This is a genomic window from Sulfurimonas sp. NW7, assembly GCF_051132265.1.
Taxonomy (GTDB): domain Bacteria; phylum Campylobacterota; class Campylobacteria; order Campylobacterales; family Sulfurimonadaceae; genus Sulfurimonas; species Sulfurimonas hydrogeniphila.
Window position 1 is genome coordinate 1605550 of the sequence record NZ_CP093235.1, and the last position, 18053, is coordinate 1623602.

An 18053-nucleotide genomic window follows, 5' to 3' on the forward strand; every position below is an offset into this window, starting at 1 on the left:
AACTTAACGGGATTTGAAAGGACCCGTAAATAATTATAACATAACTTCTATTGTTGCAAATGCACCTCTTTTTCTTTATAGGCAACCCCTTCATAAACGACCTTGTGATGTGCAATCGCTCCGCTTGATTGTTCCTCTTCAAGTATCAGACCCTCCGGTACCTCTTCTGAGTGAAGCTGTATTGCCGTTTGTTTGAAATTAGGTTCCCCTGACTTTGGACAAAAACTTTCATTAGTCAACGTATTGACAAGCTGTTCATTAAAATGGAACGGGACAAATACCGTGCCTTCGCGTACACTTGATGTCACCCGTACAATAACATCATCAATGCGCCCCCTTGGAGATGAAAGACTCATTCTGTCGCCGCTTTTTACTTTGAGTTTGACCGCATCTTTTGGATTTATGTCCACCCAGGCTTCAGGAGCCAAATTGTCAAGAATTGCTATATCTCTTGTTTTTGTTCGTGTATGCCACTGCTCAACTGTCCTTCCAGTGTTTAAAATAACAGGAAACTCAGGGCTTACAGGCTCTGCCATCGGATGCCATTGCACACATACAAGTTTTGCTTTTTTATCGGATGTTCTAAAAGGGATATCTTTGGTGTAGAGTCTTTTACTCCCTTTTGGGAACTGTTCGTTACATGGCCATTGAATCCCGCCCAACTCTTCTATAAGCTCATAACTCATACCGCTGTAGTCACACAACTGTCCTTTTGAGACTTTTTTCCACTCCTCAAAAGCATCACGAGGCTGGCTCCAGTTTGGAAAAAGCATTTCATTCACACCTTCAAAATATTTTGAAAATTCAAGAATGATATCAAAATCGCTTTTTGCCTCACCTATCGGTTCTACTGCTTTGTTCGCCTTGTTGCAGCGACGTTCAGAATTCGTATAAACGCCCTCTTTCTCACCCCAGGTCGCAGCAGCGAAAACAACATCTGCTATTTGTGCCGTATCGCCTAAAAAAGCATCCTGCACGACCAGCAAATCAAGTTTTTTCAGTGTTTTTCGCAGTTTGTCCTGATTGACAAAACTAACCAGCGGATTTGTCGCCGTTATCCAAAGTGCTTTTATTTCACCTCTGTCTATGGCATCAATAATTTCGGCATATTTATAGCCACGTTCACGCGGAATAATTTCCTGAGGAACATTGACAATTTCCGCATATTCTTTTAAAGCCTTTTCATCCCCAAAGTTTCTGTATCCCGGAAGAGATGAAGTGAACCCTGTCTCACGTGTTCCCATCGCATTACACTGCCCTGTTATACTAAAAGGCCCCGTTCCCTCTCGACCGATATGCCCTGTCAAAAGATGCAGATTAATGATGGCACTGACAGTATCTGTTCCCATAAAAGACTGGTTCACACCCATTGTCCAACCGGTGATAACACTTTTACTTGAGACAAATTCACGTGCGAGTTCATACAGGGTTTTGACATCAATGCCTGTAATGTTTGCCACCTCCTGGGGCGGATAATCCTGCAAATGCTTTTTCAGCTCTTTGTATCCGTTTGTATTTGCTTTTATATAACCTTCATCTTCCCATCCCTGCTCCATCACAATGTAAGCCAGACCGTTGTAAAGCGCCAGATCTGTACGCGGTTTTACAGGCACATACACATCTGCCATTTGGGATGTTTTCGAGGCCCTGGGGTCTATAACGATGACTTTCTTTTTTGGGTTTTTGTTTACATGTAAGGTAAGTATCGGATGATTGTCCGCAATATTGGCTCCCACCAAAAAAATAGTATCGGCAAGTGCAAAATCTTCATATGAGCTTGTCGGACCGTCACTGCCAAGAGACTGTTTGTAACCCATAACAGCAGATGCCATACACAAGGTTGTATTGCCGTCATAATTATTTGTGCGAAGACCAAGCTGGACAAATTTACCCAAAATGTAAAATTCTTCTGTCAGAAACTGCCCTGTGCCAATGACAGCAACGGCTTTGTTTCCGTGTTCTTTTTGAATTCTCTTAAATTCACTGCTTACTTTCGTGAAGGCTTCATCCCAAGTTGCAGGTTTCAGCTCACCGTTTTGTTTTATCAACGGGGTTTGAATTCTATGGGGAGAGTTAAGCATTTGATGTTCACTCAAACCTTTTGGACAGAGTGTTCCCTGATTGACAAAATGTTTTGGATTGCCTTTTGTGTAAACAGCTTTACCGTCTTTGACACCGATGTAAAGTCCACAGCCGACCCCGCAGTATCCACAGGTTGAAAAGACCCATTTATCGGGTTTTTTTGCATCGGCTATCATGCCGAATGTTTCATCATGTGAGAGTTTGTATTTCTCTTCTTTTATATCAAACCCTAAAAAATCTTTTAATTTACTTATCATCGTTGTTTCCCTACAAAAAATCCACCTGCCATTCCAAGAGGAACAACCGTGGTATAAAATAAAAATCTATCACTTATTTCACTCACAAAGGCAATAATGATTGCCAAAAAAAGCATCACAGAAGCCGTTACATGTAACGAAGCGCTTACAAAGACCAAAGTAAACAGCGGCAGTACCACACCACCGAATATCAACGTGGCAAAACGAATCATTTTGACCTTATGAAAATTTTCATTTAAAAGTCTTTTTGTCCGTTGCAGTTGGTATGCATTCTCTTTAGCATCAAGTGTTCTTATATCTTCATAAGAGAAAAAAAGCTGTGCCAAAGCACCGAGCATACCCAAGGTCGTCAAAGGAATAATCGCTTCATGCACGCTTGATACAGAGCTGATAAATGCAACGAAAAAGATTCCGATATATGCCACACCGAAGAACTTGAAGTTCGTTGTAATCCTGTTCCAGGAAGGACGGGCACGAATACGGTAAATCATACTTTGTGCATAAATTCCATAGATTCCCACAGCTAAAGTCAGTGCTTCAAGGAACAAACGCAATATATTGGAGATATCGAAAAAGTATGTTGCCACTACGGCACTCATAAGCCCTGTAAAAACACCCAAAGCCAAAGCCTCGCGGGAGAGCCACGAGGTTTTTATATTTTTCATGGCTGTCATCGCCAAAAACGGACGCCCAAGGTGCAAGGCTGAGAGAGGCAGCCCGATTGCCGCGGGAAGCATCACAAGCAGTGCCATAATCCAGTTGGTACTCTCAAATCCAAACAGACTCATAAAGTCTCCTAAAAAGAGCGCCAAAAACCCACCGAGTGAAATTTGCGTCAAAACTGTCATAAAAACAAGAGGCAGTTCTTTATGTGCAGGTTTTAAGATGTGTTCATCCATCTCTTTCATATCATCCGGCAGATTCTCGGGAAGCGTGTAGCGCGTTGTAGAATTTGTTATGCGTGCATCCGGCAAAAACGGCATGTTTGCCTGTTCGTCTATGTCACGTTCCAGCCACTCTTTGACATTGACAACCTCAATCTCAATAGCTCCTGCAGGACAGGCCTGCACACAGGCAGGAGACTCTCCGACATCAAGCCGTTCATGACACATATGACATTTTGTAACAATATTTCTCTCTTCATGAAAAACAGGAACACCGTACGGGCAGTTCCATGTGCAGTACTGACAGCCGATACAGGTATCGTCATCATGCACGACTATGCCTGTTTCGGCTATCTTTATATATGATTCCGTCGGACAGCCTGTGAGACATTCAGGATCTATACAGTGATTGCAGCTCATAGAATTGAGCATCTGGGTAAAAGCCGGAAAATCTCCGCCTTCCATCTCTCCGACACGACGCCATTTTATATCGGCAGGATTGTTGTTTTGTTCGTTACAGGCAACTTCACAGCACCGACACCCGACACAGGCAACAGCATCAAAATGAAAACGGTACTGTTCCCCCTCTTTTAACGGCGGTATCTCTATAGAGTAATTCCCACATTGCATCCCTGTATCGGCTTTATACTCTATAAAATTTTCTAAAGGTGTCTGCATGTAAGGTATCTCCATATAAAAGTGATGAAATTATACTCTATGCAAATGAATATTTTTATAATTCTTTGTTTAATTTTTAATCATCACCTTCCATATCCTCTTTGTCCATAACTGCCCCGACAATAAGCAATCCTATGACAAAAAGGCTTACTGCTCCAATAAAAAAATAGTGCATTAGCGTTTTCCTTTGTCTTTGGCCAGCGCCAAAAACTCTTTGCGTTCATCAACAGATCCAAAGGCAGAATTTTGAAAAAAAAGTGTATCATGCAGGCTTTGCACCAAAATCCCGTTTTCAAGTTCTATTATCCTTGTAATTTCTTCCCAGGGAATGCGCTTTTTATCTTTATGCAAGCCTTCTGTGTCAATAATAAAATGCACTTGTGTATCTTGAGGCATATTTTTTTTGTAAAAATTTAACAACATTCTTTTTCGCAGAAACCATCTTCCAAAATACCAGTAAAAGACCAAAAAGGTTGAAAGATACAAAATACCGTAACTTTCATGCTTCAAAGCACCGACAATACCAAACTGCACCAAAGCGACAAAAAACCAGCCTATATATCTTTTGGCAGAATGACGCATATCATAATCATAAAAAAGCTTGCTTGTCTGCAGCGCCAGTTCTTTGTTCCAAATATAATCAACACTGATTGTTTTAGACATGTTCTTCACACTCATGAATCAACAAGTCCTCTTTTTTGATACACTCTTTTTCTTCCAGTGCTTCCAAGAGTTGTAATGTCTGCAGATAAAGCATTTCGTAACGCTGTTTGTTTTTTGCATACAGTCTGCTCTGCTTTTTACCATACCAGTAGGCAAAAGCAACAGAGGAGGCAAAGAGTGTATATATCCACCATTGCCACGCTTTGAGATTTAGCAATACTATAAAATACTGCACAGAAAAAAGAACAAAAAACTCAATGGAAAAAATGATGACAAGCGTGGCACTCTGTTCAAAATCAAGTGTATATTTTTCCAAGACACGCAATTTTGCCAGATTTTCATTAAAGGTTTGCGCTTCTTGTTTGCATTCATCTTTGAGATTTTGTACATTGATATCTTTGAGATGGATATTGCTCAAATTGTATTCGACATTTGTCTGCATGTAATCTTGCAGAATTTCCGGATTTTTCTCTAATATCTGAAGAATTTCTTCTTCATTTACTCTGTTTTTCCCGGTAATTCTTTGCACATCCTGCAAAACCAAATCGTACAGTCCTATAGTCTTGATTTCACGTGCAACTCGGTCTAAGTTTATCAACTGTTTTTTCCTATTATTTTAATCTCTTACTGAATAAATTCTAAATCTTAAAACTTTCCAAACATGACTATTATGTTTGCAATCTGTTCGGAACCCGTACTTTAGTACGGGCTTTGTGTCTTTAAAGACTAAGCCCTGTCTGAATTCCGAAAAAAATATGAAACTTTTACTGCGCAAATGCCGGATCATCTGCCGGTTCCAACTCTTCTTCTATCCCATAAGAAGCCGTTGCATCTTTTGCAGGCAAAAATATACCGATTAAGCCTTTGATACCCACACTCATAATAATATTGTATAAGAATACTGCCCAGGCGACAAGCAGCATCGTTCCAAAAATAGCGGCGAATATCATGTCTGGATTAAACTGCCCATCCACATAAAGGTGACGACGGAGCATCCCGTCAAGTCCTGCCATTCCCATAAATGCGCCCATACCGATACCGCCAATAAGATGCAGCCAAAAATGTGTATTTGCCAGTTTGTGAGAATAGAGTTTTGTGTTGTTTGTTACCAATGGCCATAAAACATACAGAGCCGAATAGAGTGTCATATACAATCCGACAATCAAAGCAATATGCACATGCGCACCGATAATCCACTGTGTATTGTGCAACACTCTGTTCATCCCCATATCTGCCTGGATAATTGCAGCAGGCACAGCCAGACCAAACCCTACAAGTCCGCCGAGAAGATATTTTAGTTCCATAGTCATTTTCAGAGGACGGGCCTTCCAAAGTGTCACAAGGGTAATAAAGAGTGCCAGTCCCTGGGTCAGCAGTTCAAAGGCAGTCACCATCTCACCGGAGATAAGTTTCATCATTTCAGGTTGTCCCTGATCACCAAGAAGGTGATGCGACCAGACCATCCAGGAAACCAAAAGCTCAAGCATTAACGCCGCACGGGCAACATTTTCCATAAAAAGCTTTTGTCCGGTGATTAATGTGGCGAGCAAATACCACGAACCTGCCACATAAATCAGAACCAGACCATCCGCAACCAAATCAAGCCCCCACCAAAAAAAGTTCTTGTACAAAAGGGCATCAATCGCCGTGACATCAAGTGCATGTCCGCTTGCATCAAAAACCAAATAAACCAGGATTAAAATACCTGCACCCAAAATCACCAGTGCATCCAAGAAAGTATCTACCGTACCGCGGAAGATTGCCACAACAGGAAGTGCCAAAGCCGGCTCTTTTGTATAAGGCTGTTTTCCTCTCAGCTTGTTGATAAGATTTAAAAATCCGTCTATACCAAATCCTGAGATTAAAAGTTCTTTTGTTGTCTTGTTTTTATGAATACCTACCCGCGCAAAAATTGTTGCATATATATTGTAGATAAAGCCTAAAGTTCCAACCATAATTAATGCTACACCCAGAATAAAGACAATACCGCCAATAACATTAAACTGGTGTGTATCGGCAGGAAGCGGCCAGTACAATGTATATAAGGGTGCATACTGCCATACAAATGCGGCTATCCATGCCAAAGCAGTCCCTAAAGTAATCAATATCCAGGTCCAGTTGGCAAGTTTTACGCTGTAGAGCGGTTTTTTCGTAAGATATGGCACCAAAAATGTAAAAGCACCAAAGACCAGCTGATAGGTCGAACCGAATATACCGACAATCGGGTGTACTGTCATGATGGAAAAGAAATGTTCCGGATGAAAAAACTGCTCAGGCAGAGGATTAAGCGGCACATGTCCGACCTCAACCATTCTCATAATCATACCCTCCAAAGCGACCAGTCCGTAAAATAAAAATGCCATGACAACCGGTCTGAGTGTTACCTTTTGCAAAGCATTTAAGCCTTTATGGTCAAAATTTGTACCATTTATTAATGTATTTATATAACTCATTGAATGCCTCCATTATCTTTACAGCCTACGACTTTAACGAAATCTTTCACCAGCATTAAATCTTTACCGTCTTCGCTGTACTGTCTGGGTCCGGAATATTCAGTGGATGTTAAATCAAAAACACCGTTATGATTAAATGTCCATAAAATATCATTGGAGTCCAAGATACCGTTGACATCCGTGCCGGGATTGACCTGCATCTGCATCACCATGGAACCGTCTTGACGAAAGAGTCCAAACCCATACACCAGATCTCTGCTGTGTACATCAAACTCAACCGTTTGTCCACACTGTATAACTATCTGTTTTGGCAAACCCAGCCACTTATGATTTTTAATCTCAAATTCATACTTTGCATCCGGTTTGATGTTATGTCTGTCAATATCCTGTGACACCCACGGAATTGTATTGTATGTAAAAATATGGTGTCCCACACCGCCTGCAACCAAAAATGCCATATACCAGTAAAATGGAATACGAAAAACTGACTTGGCATCTTTTTTTGTCAGGTTATACCCAAACCATGCAACAACAGAAATAATCATTGCAGCATATATAGAGTAAGCAACCCAGTGAAAAGACAACAATTCAGCCGAATTTGTAAATGTCATGATAATGCTCTCCTTAAATTTTCACAAATTGTATAAAAAACGAGAATTGATAAAATTGATATATATCAAGAAAATCACTCTTTAATATGAAAATTGTATAATTTCTAATCTTTTGAAAATTCTAAATTGATTACTTTTTAATCAATAATATTTTTAAATCGGAAATATTTTTCACTATAATTACACTATTAAATTTCATTGGAGAATGTATAATATGGCAAGTTTTAAAGCCCTCAAAGGTCAAGGCGATGCAAAAACACTTTTTGCAGCTTTTCTTTATTTTGATTTTAGCTTTATGGTCTGGACCATGCTAGGCCCATTGGCAACAGAAATCAGTGAATCATTGGCAATGCACGGATTTATAATGAGTGCCTCACAAAAAGCCACACTGCTTTCTATTCCGATTTTGGCAGGAGCACTGCTTCGTATTGTACTTGGATTCGGTGTTGATAAATTCGGTGCGAAAAAAACAGCGCTTATGAGTCAGGCAGTTGTTATATCTGTGCTGTTTTACGCCTATTTCAGAGGAGAGACCATTACCTATAATGAACTCCTGATTGTAGCTGTCGGTCTCGGATTTGCAGGTGCTTCTTTTGCGGTTGCATTGCCACAGGCAGGACAGTGGTATCCGCCAAAACTGCAGGGAGTCGTTTTGGGAATTGCAGGTGCCGGCAATATTGGTGTTGTTGTTGACTTTATGTTTGCTCCAAAAATAGCAGAACTTTGGGGGTGGCAGGCAGTCTTTTTAGTTGGTGGAGCATTATCAACCTTAATCTTTGTAACATACATCTTTTTGGCAAAAGATGCACCAAAAAAGGTTTACACGCCCCGTCCTAAAAAACTCAAAGATTATGCCAAACTCTTACGTGACAGAGACACTTGGTGGTTTAACCTCTTTTATGCAGTAAGCTTTGGAGGATTTGTCGGATTTGCAGGATATATGAAAGTTTATCTTATGAACACCTATCAAGCAGATATGAGTAGTTTTGGACTCAGTGTATTTAATGAACCCAATGTTAAAGTCATTGCCGGTTATTTTGGAGCGCTTACAATTTTTGCCGGTGCAGTCTTGAGACCTGTCGGTGGTGCTGTTGCAGATAAAATGGGTGGTGTCAAATCACTTTATATCTTTTTTGGTATTGTAGCCGCATTGGCAATTGTAAATGCAACTGTTACTCTGCCGTTTTGGGTTGCAATTGCAGTACTCTTTGCAATAATGGCAAACCTTGGCATGGCGAACGGGGCAGTTTTTCAACTTGTGCCTCAGCGATTTGGCAAAGATATTGGAATCATGACGGGGATTATCGGTGCAGCCGGCGGACTCGGGGGTACAGCCCTTATTAAAACGCTTGGATGGTCAAAAGGTGCCTTTGACGGCTATTCGGCTGGTTTTATGATATTTGCCGGTGTTGTACTTGTAGCTATCATGGGAATAAGTTTGGTAAAAACACGATGGAGAACAACCTGGGGCGTTGCAGCCGGCGGAAGAATATAAATGAGAAAATGGAGAATATTTTGCAATTACAAGTATTAGAAAAAGCATATGAAGCTAGAAGTAAAAAAGTTAATAAAATCGAAACAGTCAAAAACCTTAAAAATCCTATGGAGGCTTTTGAAAAGATAACAGAGTATGCACGAGAGGGATATGATGCAATTGAGGATGAAGACAAAAAATATTTTTTGAAATGTTTTGGGATCTTTGACAAAGACGGTCTCACGCCGAAGCAGTTTATGATGAGAGTCAGAGTTGCAGGGGGACACCTCAACGCAATTCAGGCAAAAAAAATCGGAGAAATTGCAAAAAATTTCGGTCAGGATTATATTGATATCACAACCAGAGCACAAATTGAACTCCGTTTTTTAAATATCGAAGATATGCCTGCTGTTTTAAACGGACTTGAAGAAGTTGGACTCACCTCCTACCAGACAGGTGTGGACAACTTTAGAAATATCGTCACAGACCCATTTGACAAAGACGGTTTTGACAATGTGCTTCCTTCGTATGATTTACTTAAAAAAATCGAAAAAACATTTTTAAAAAATCCGGATTGGATCTCAACACTGCCAAGAAAATTCAATACCGGGATTTCAGGCTCTCTCGCAAACAGATGTAATGTTTTTGGACATGACTGTTCTCTCGTACTTGCACAAAAAGACGGAGTATACGGTTACAATATGTTTCTTGGTGGCAGAGTCGGTATGATTGCAAAAAATGCAGACATATTTTTGGCAAACGAAGAAGAGGTTTTACAGGCCTACGGTGCACTTATAGCAATCTTTCAAAAGTATGGTTTCCGTGACAACAGAAACAAAAACAGACTGCACTTTCTCATTGAGGCTGTCGGCATGGCTGAAATTTCTGCAGCCATTCGTGATGTTGCAGGCGTAAATTTTGCCACCGCCGGTGACACAATGACACAAATAGATCCTGTAGACTCAGAACACGGAAAAATCCAACTTCGAGACGGTTCATTTGGAGTACAGATTATTGTACCTTCGGGAATATTTACAGGTAGCGATCTGATAAAAGTATCCGAGTTAAGCCAAAATTACGGCAATAACGAAATCAGATTCAGTGTTGAACAAAATATCTACATTCTAGGTGTCAAAGACACGGCTGCACTTTTAGAAGATTCTTTTTTTACAAAATATAAAAACATAAACACGCCTTACTTTAACAACCTTGTCGCCTGTGCAGGAACCAAACACTGTGCATTTGGCGTTATTGAAAACAAAGAGGATGCTATAGAAATGGCTGCATATTTAAGTAAGGCCGTTCCTCTTGAATCAGGGAGAGTACGAATGTACTGGTCAGCCTGTGTCAAAGGCTGCGGAACACATGAGATAGGAGACATCGGTTTTGAAGGCTGTAAAGCAAAAGTGAAAGGACAAACCGAGGACGGTGTCCACATAACCATAGGCGGGAAAATCGTCAGTGAGGGAAAAAACGGGTATACCGTTATCAAATCTGCTCCACTGAAATTTTCTAAATACTTTGTTGAGACTCTTGTGTTGGAATATAAAAAACTGCGTTTAAAAAACGAATCATTTGAAGCATTTCATGACAGAATTTTAGCACAGTATTCTCATGCATATCTCGGTTTTTATATGCAACTCCAAGCTTATTTACGATCAAAAAACATTGCTATTGATTTAAATATCAATAAAATTCCAAAAACAGGACATATTGAAGAGTTTGAACTTTTTGAACTTGGCCGTAAGCTCTATTTTGCTCTCTCCAAACAAGAACCGTATACGGCATACAACAGATTTACAAATGAAAATCCAAGAGAAAAACTGATACCTCTCAATAAAATAGTTTCCGATATTGATAAGAACATCAATGAACTCGTTTTTAAGATGCTGGATGTTGAAGCAAAAAGAGCCGTTGTTTTTTCCGAATTGCTTCCATTAATCAGCTTGGCTGACAATGATTAAAAATTAATCATTATAAACCTATTAAGTATACAGATTTAAGCTATACTTATTAAATAAAATTATAAGGAATTCATATGAGTTATGTAAAACCAGAGATAGTTGTAGATGGAATGGTAACAGCCGGAGTATACAAATCAGGATTGGGTGTAAAAGATTTATTGATACGCGGTTCCCTTGCGGGTGCTCTTCTTGGGGTTGCTACAACCCTGGCTATTGTTGCTTCTACACAGACACATCTGCCTATTGTCGGAGCGCTTATTTTCCCTGTCGGTTTTGTTATGATTGTTTTGCTGGGATTGGAGCTTGTCACCGGAAGTTTTGCTTTATTGACGACATCTTTGTTTGACAAAAAAATCGGGTTCGCAAAACTCTCTGTAAACTGGTTCTGGGTCTTTACAGGAAATCTGCTGGGCAGCCTGCTTTTTGCAGCTCTTTACAGCCTGGTTGCTACAAAATTCGGACATGTGGAATCATCTCCTGTCATAGACATGATTAAGCATATTGCAGAAGCAAAAACAATCGGATATGAAAAAATAGGTGCAGACGGTATCTATACCGTCTTTTTAAAAGCTGTTTTTTGTAACTGGATGGTGTCTTTGGGTGTCGTTATGGCATTGACAGCTACAACAACAATAGGAAAAATTGCAGCTATGTGGCTCCCGATTCTTACTTTCTTTGGACAGGGGTTTGAACACGCCGTTGTAAATATGTTTGTTATTCCTGCAGGCATAATGCTTGGTGCAAATGTAAGTGTGTCACAGTGGTGGCTGTGGAATGAAATTCCGGTAACTTTGGGAAATATTGTTGGCGGAGCGATTTGTACAGGTATGGCTTTATATTACACACATAGAAAAAATCAGGCATAAAAACTCTTTAAAATAAATACCGTTTTGCTATAATCTACTTTACATGTAAAGGGGCAATATGGCAAAAGGTAATATTAAAACTTCCGGGTTCTCACTTGCAAAGACCAAAGAACTGACCGGAGATGATTTTTATGATATGGCAACTATCGGCAACCTGAGTGTTGCCATAGTCTGTGATGGTGTCGGCAGTGCCGAAGAAGGTGCCCAAGCAGCAAAAAGAGTGACCTCCTATCTTATAAACAACTTTAAGATTCGCCCAAAGTCATGGTCAATCGAAAAATCTATAAAAACATTTATCAATTCCATAAATACAATTCTTTATAAAGAATCACAACTCAATTATGAACGCAGTGAACTTATCACAACCCTTGCTCTCGTTGTTATAGAAGGAAACCGTTTATACGGCGTAAATGTCGGAGACAGCAGAGTATATCTCCTCAGAGATGCTTCACTGACACAGCTCTCATCTGACCATGCCATGCAAGAAGAAGGATATGAAAATGTCCTGACGCAGGCTATTGGTATCAGTGAGGATGTAGAACCCTACTATTTTGAAAATATTATTCAGAAAAATGATAAAATTCTTCTTTGCAGCGATGGTTTGTATAATGTACTTTCTGAAAATGAAATAAAAGACAATATTTCAAAAGGAGCTATTGCTCTTGTCAAGCGAGCAAGTAACCATACAAAAGACCATCTTCCTGATGATACAACAGCAGTTGTGTTGGAAGTACTCAATGCTGATGAGATAGAGATACTCAAACAGCAAAAACTGGATATTCCACGGTCACTCAAAGCAGGTCAGACCATAGACGGCTATAAACTTGAAAAACCTCTCATACAAAATGAAAGAACCTGGCTTGCAAGTAAAAAAACAAAGCAATATGTTATAAAGTTTGCACCGGTTGAGTCCAAAGAAGATAATCAGATCTTAGATCTGTTTGTCAAAGAAGCATGGAATGCCAAACGTCTCAAAGCAAAGTTTTTCCCAAAGGCTGTCATTCCAAAAAACAGAAGTGCCCGATACTATGTTATGCAGCTCTTTGATGGAGAAGATTTAAATAATTACCTGGCATCACACTTACATGTAACGATAGATGATGCTGTGGAACTTGCGCAAACACTTTTAAACATGTCTCAGTTTTTACTTAAATATGATCTTGTACACGGTGATATCAAGCCAAACAATATCATGATTGCCAAAATTGACGATGATAATACAGAATACAAGGTTATTGATTTTGGCAGTATTACAGAGATATTTTCAGAAGAGTCCCGCGCCGGTACACCGAGTTTTTTGGCACCTGAACGATTTCAAGGAGAGTCCATAAGTGAAACAAGCGAAATTTTTGCCATTGGTGTGACACTCTATTTAAGTCTTACGGGGAAATATCCTTACGGCGAGATAGAACCCTTTCAAAACCCGACATTCAAAGAAGCCAAAAAACCGAGTTATTACAATTCAAATATACCTGATTGGCTTGACAGTGTTATCATGCGTGCTATTGCACTTCAAAAAGACCAAAGGTATGAGCATTACTCTGAGATGAAATATGAACTTACACATCCGCAGAAGGTAAAACCCTACTTTATTAAAAATGCACCACTCATTGAAAAATCACCCTTACTCTTTTATAAGAGGGCTTTTACTATAATGACAGTTATAAACTTTATACTTATCTATTTGGTATTAAAATAAAGGGCATCCCTAAAAGGAAATTTATGAACTGGTTCCACTTTTTCCGGCCAAAGTCCTATTGTTCAAAAAGCTTTGGAAGAGGTATTCATGCAGATATCGCAGAAAATGAAGAAGAACTCTTTAACAAAGCCTACGAAGCCTTTGAAAAAAAAGAAATTTTAAATGCCTATACATTCTTTTTCAACTCTCTGATGAATTACAAAAACGGTCTTCCCAATCAAAATATTATACTCACCCGGGAAAAGGAGTCTTTGAAGTTTATCCTGTATCAAGGCAGTGCAAAGATCAACGGCTTCACAACAAACAAAAAACTCTACGCCGAAGTGACTATGGTCAAAGCAAAAAATGCAAATGTTGCTCTCAAACGCTACGCACTTGAAAGAAATTACCAGTTTACCTATGTAAATTACTGCAGTGACGGAGACCATATTAAATTAAAACTCAATCTTGACAATATTACTATGACACCCAAGAAAGCTTTTTATCCTTTAAGAGAACTGGCACTGAATGCAGATTATGACAAAGAACACATGCTTAGTGAATTCGAACAAAAAGAGTTAGAGGACATCGACCACATTCAAAAACTTGACACTGCCGAGTTACATGTAAAGTATAGGTATTTACATATTTGGATAGAAGAGCTTAATGCAAAAATACGGACATTGCCGGCAGAGGACAGTATAGGTATGCAGGCATTTCTATATCTAAACTTTTTATTTAAAATTGACTATCTTTTGGTACCAAAGTCTAAAATCTATCAAAAAATGACAAAAAAACTTCAAAATTATTTTGCAGATGAAGAAGCACTGCCAGAAGTAAAAAATGCGGAACTTGCAAAATATATTTTAAGTCTTGAAAAGCTTGATTTTGATGACTTCAGTCAAAACTTTTATGAAGCCAAATACACATTCAGCCAAATTGAAAAAAGTTCTTATGATGAGTTTGTTGACTTTATAGAAGAATCACTTATAAAGCTCAGATGGTACAAAAACAACCGCCATCCTCAAATCATACCAACCATTTACAGTTATATAGCCTTGTATGCTCTGTATAACTACGGATTGAACCCTGCGGCCAGAAAATTACTCCATATTTATATTTGTGTCATTTATGCTGAGTATATGAATGCGCTGGGATGCAAAGGATATTATGATACGCAAAAGAACCAGTTTTTAGAAAGTGAGATAATCTCTCAAATTGACGAAACAGTTTCCAGATACAGACATCAGTATAAACTGCTGAGCGCTTTTGGTGATGAACTTGATTTCAGTTCACTCAATGATTTTTCAAACAGTTACTTCAGTGCATTAAAAAATCTGGATTTTCATGAGGCCTAGCAAATGAATACGCAAACTCTTTTAGAAACCTACATTGAAAACATTATACAGATAATGACACCCTATGGCAGCGGAACAGGTTTTATTATAGATAATCTTATTATTACAAATTCGCATGTATGTTCGGGGCTGAGAGAAGTTGTAATCAAAGCAGAGCACTTTGAGCGAAGTATTGCAAAAGTTATTTATGATGACCCCTATTATGATTTGGCATTTATAAAATATGAATTCAAACAACCAAAAAACCCGCTTAAACTTGCCAAAACCAACGTAGAAAACGGTGATACCACCATAGCCATTGGACACCCTTACGGTCTTAATTATACAGCGACAGAGGGAATTGTTTCCCGTGCAGCCAGACTTATGGGAGATCTTGAATATATTCAGATTGATGCTGCCATTAACCCGGGAAACAGCGGGGGTCCTCTGTTAAATGACAAAGGGGAAGTTACAGGAGTCAATACTTTCATTATTCAAAATGCAAATAATCTGGGTTTTGCACTCCCTGTACATTATCTTCAAGATGCACTCACCGCTTTTAAACAGCTCGGAGTAGAAAATGTCATTAAATGCCCTTCGTGCAAAAATCTTATCCAAGAAAAAGATATAAAAAATGACTACTGCCCAAAATGTGGAGCAGAACTTGAAATAGCCAGACTCAGACGAAAAGGTTACACACCTATAGGCCCGACAAAACTCATAGAAGATATACTGGAGTCCCTGGGCATAAATGTTACCCTGGCAAGAAGAAGCCAATCATCCTGGAGAATAGACAAGGGAACTGCAAGAATCAATATAAACTATTATGAAAACGGCATTATTATAGGAGATGCCAAGCTTTGCGGTATTCCCAAAGAAAACATTGAAAAGATGTATGATTTTTTGCTCCAGGAGAACAACAAACTCTCCTATTTACAGTTTTCTATCAATGAAAACAGCGTATATCTTTCCTATCTGGTTGTAGACTCCTCCTTAACAAAAGAAGAAGGAAAAACTGCAATAGAAAAGTTAATCAAAGATGCAAATAAGTATGATAATATTCTCATAAACAAATACGGTGCTCTGCGACAGAAAAAAGACACTGAGGACTAAAGGAAAACATAGATGACAAAATTTTTACAATTTGATTGTGACTTGGATACTTTTATAGAAGAACTGCAAAAACATCTCAATAAAAATAACAAAAAGATAGAAACCTTACTTGGGCAAAAAGAAAAAACCTATGCAAACTTTGTCAAACCACTGGAGATGATGGATGAGTATCTTGAACAGTTTTTTACACCCCTGTCTCATCTCAATGCGGTAAACAACTCTGAAAAAACACAAAAGGTCTATACAGAAGCACTCCCTCTTATTACAGAGTATTCGACACAGCTTTCACAAAACATTGAAATATACAATGCATATAAAGAAATAATGCAAAAAGAACAAACATCCCTCAACAGTGAACAAAAAAGAGTTTTAGCATTAAATATTTTACATTTTGAATTAAGCGGTGCCCATCTAGATAAAAAAACAAAACAGAGGCTCCAGGAAATAAACTTGAAAAAAAGTGAACTTTCTAATAACTTTTCTCAAAATCTGCTTGATGCAACAAATGCCTACGAATATATAATTACTGATGAAGCAGATATAGAAGGTTTGCCAAAAAGTGAAATAGAAAATGCCAAATTTGAAGACGATGGCGTTGTAAAATATAAATTGACACTGCAAATGCCATCATACATAGCCTATATGACCTATGGAAAGAACAGAGCAATTCGAGAGGAACTCTACCGTGCCTATGTTTCACGCGCACCCCAGAATGCAAAAATAATTGATGAACTGTTGGCACTGCGACAGGAGATGAGTCAGCTTTTAGGGTTCAAAAACTATGCTGAACTTTCTCTTGCTACAAAAATGGCCGAAGATACAAAAAGTGTTTTAGGGTTTTTAGAAAATTTACTTGAAAATTCAATTCCCCAGGCAAAAAATGAACTGCAGGAACTTCAAAATATCGCTCCACACAAACTGGAGAGTCATGATACCTCTTACTATGCAGAAATATTAAAAAAAGAACAATATGACATAGATGAAGAGGAGTATCGCCCTTATTTTGAACAAAAAAATGTTATTGCAGGGATGTTTACTTTCTTGGATAAACTTTTTAATGTTACATGTAAACAGGTGAAAGAAAAATTGTGGCATGAAAAAGCCTATGCCTATGATGTGTATGAAAACGACATACTCAAAGCCCGTATCTATCTTGATTTAGAAGCAAGAGAATCAAAACGGGGCGGAGCATGGATGCATAACTGGCAAACACACTGCATAGATGAAGCAGGCAAAAAACAGCTGGCCTCAGCCTTTATAGTATGCAGTTTTCCTCCATCAAATGATACAAATCCTTCACTGCTTCGTCATGATGATGTTGTCACTCTTTTTCATGAAACAGGACATACTTTGCATCATATCCTGAGTGAAGTAAATGAAAATGAAGTAAGCGGTGTCAATGGAGTAGAATGGGATGCTGTTGAATTTCCGTCTCAGTTTTTAGAAAATTTTGCTTATGAGCCTCAGGTTCTCAAAATGTTTGCAAAACACTATGAAACAAATGAAACTATTTCAGATGAAATGATAGATAAACTCGTAAAAAGTAAAAACTTTTTATCTGCAATGGGTATGCTCAGACAATTGGAATTTTCACTCTTTGATTTTAAACTGCATACTAAAGTTTACAAGGGAGATGAAGTACAAAATCTGCTTGACACCATACGAGAAAAAACCGCACTGATAAAACCGCCAAAATACAACAAGTTCCAAAACGGATTTTCACATATATTTTCAGGTGGGTATGCTGCAGGATACTACAGCTACAAATGGGCCGAAGTTCTGAGTGCAGATACTTTTTACACCGTAGTAGATGAAAATATTTTCAATTCCCCTACAGCAAAAAAATATCAAAATATCATTTTACACCGTGGCGGTTCACAAAGTATGCAAGAACTTTTTCATGAACTGATGGGCAGAGATGCCGATACAACGCAACTATTAAGACTCAACGGTATAATAAAGTGAGAGTATTCTTTCTTTTAACTCTGCTTAT

13 protein-coding genes are annotated in these 18053 nt (G+C 38.7%); 7 read left to right on the plus strand and 6 right to left on the minus strand.

Going from position 1 to position 18053, the window contains the following annotated elements; translation table 11 throughout:
• Positions 1-47: 47 nt before the first annotated feature.
• The 6 genes from MLC35_RS08440 to MLC35_RS08465 form a co-directional block, all read right to left on the minus strand.
• Positions 48-2339: a molybdopterin oxidoreductase family protein gene (locus MLC35_RS08440; protein ID WP_434636570.1), complete on the minus strand. Its 2292-nt coding sequence runs from the start codon at positions 2337-2339 to the stop codon at positions 48-50.
• Positions 2336-3901 carry a DmsC/YnfH family molybdoenzyme membrane anchor subunit gene (locus tag MLC35_RS08445; protein ID WP_434636572.1) on the minus strand — a complete coding sequence of 522 codons (1566 nt, stop codon included), beginning with the start codon at positions 3899-3901 and terminating at the stop codon, positions 2336-2338. Before MLC35_RS08445 ends, MLC35_RS08440 begins: the two co-directional genes overlap by 4 nt.
• A gap of 174 nt (positions 3902-4075) precedes the next feature.
• The gene (locus MLC35_RS08450) at positions 4076-4564 is read right to left on the minus strand and encodes a hypothetical protein (protein ID WP_151899884.1); all 489 of its coding nucleotides are present in this window, start codon (positions 4562-4564) and stop codon (positions 4076-4078) included.
• Positions 4557-5162, minus strand: coding sequence for a hypothetical protein (locus tag MLC35_RS08455; RefSeq protein WP_434580084.1), 606 nt, complete (start codon positions 5160-5162; stop codon positions 4557-4559). Before MLC35_RS08455 ends, MLC35_RS08450 begins: the two co-directional genes overlap by 8 nt.
• A 166-nt stretch (positions 5163-5328) precedes the next feature.
• Positions 5329-7017 carry a cbb3-type cytochrome c oxidase subunit I gene (locus MLC35_RS08460; RefSeq protein ID WP_151899882.1) on the minus strand — a complete coding sequence of 563 codons (1689 nt, stop codon included), beginning with the start codon at positions 7015-7017 and terminating at the stop codon, positions 5329-5331.
• On the minus strand, positions 7014-7628 hold the full coding sequence (locus MLC35_RS08465) for a hypothetical protein (protein WP_151899881.1): 615 nt from the start codon (positions 7626-7628) through the stop codon (positions 7014-7016). Before MLC35_RS08465 ends, MLC35_RS08460 begins: the two co-directional genes overlap by 4 nt.
• A 214-nt stretch (positions 7629-7842) precedes the next feature.
• On the opposite strand from MLC35_RS08465, the gene MLC35_RS08470 reads away from it, so the two are divergent.
• The 7 genes from MLC35_RS08470 to MLC35_RS08500 all read left to right on the plus strand — a co-directional run bounded on the left by MLC35_RS08470 (position 7843) and on the right by MLC35_RS08500 (position 18025).
• Positions 7843-9123 carry an MFS transporter gene (locus MLC35_RS08470; RefSeq protein ID WP_434636575.1) on the plus strand — a complete coding sequence of 427 codons (1281 nt, stop codon included), beginning with the start codon at positions 7843-7845 and terminating at the stop codon, positions 9121-9123.
• Between the two features lie 20 nt (positions 9124-9143).
• On the plus strand, positions 9144-11066 hold the full coding sequence (locus tag MLC35_RS08475) for a ferredoxin--nitrite reductase (protein WP_434636577.1): 1923 nt from the start codon (positions 9144-9146) through the stop codon (positions 11064-11066).
• Positions 11067-11140: 74 nt separating this feature from the next.
• A complete protein-coding gene (locus MLC35_RS08480; protein WP_151899878.1) occupies positions 11141-11932 on the plus strand; it encodes a formate/nitrite transporter family protein in 792 nt (263 codons plus the stop codon).
• Positions 11933-11990: 58 nt separating this feature from the next.
• Positions 11991-13631, plus strand: coding sequence for a protein kinase domain-containing protein (locus tag MLC35_RS08485; protein WP_346389026.1), 1641 nt, complete (start codon positions 11991-11993; stop codon positions 13629-13631).
• Between the two features lie 23 nt (positions 13632-13654).
• Positions 13655-14968 carry a hypothetical protein gene (locus MLC35_RS08490; RefSeq protein WP_434636580.1) on the plus strand — a complete coding sequence of 438 codons (1314 nt, stop codon included), beginning with the start codon at positions 13655-13657 and terminating at the stop codon, positions 14966-14968.
• 3 nt (positions 14969-14971) lie between these two features.
• Entirely contained in the window at positions 14972-16060 is a 1089-nt protein-coding gene (locus MLC35_RS08495; protein WP_151899875.1) for a trypsin-like peptidase domain-containing protein, read from the plus strand.
• A gap of 12 nt (positions 16061-16072) precedes the next feature.
• The gene (locus MLC35_RS08500) at positions 16073-18025 is read left to right on the plus strand and encodes a M3 family metallopeptidase (RefSeq protein ID WP_434636582.1); all 1953 of its coding nucleotides are present in this window, start codon (positions 16073-16075) and stop codon (positions 18023-18025) included.
• Positions 18026-18053 lie beyond the last annotated feature (28 nt).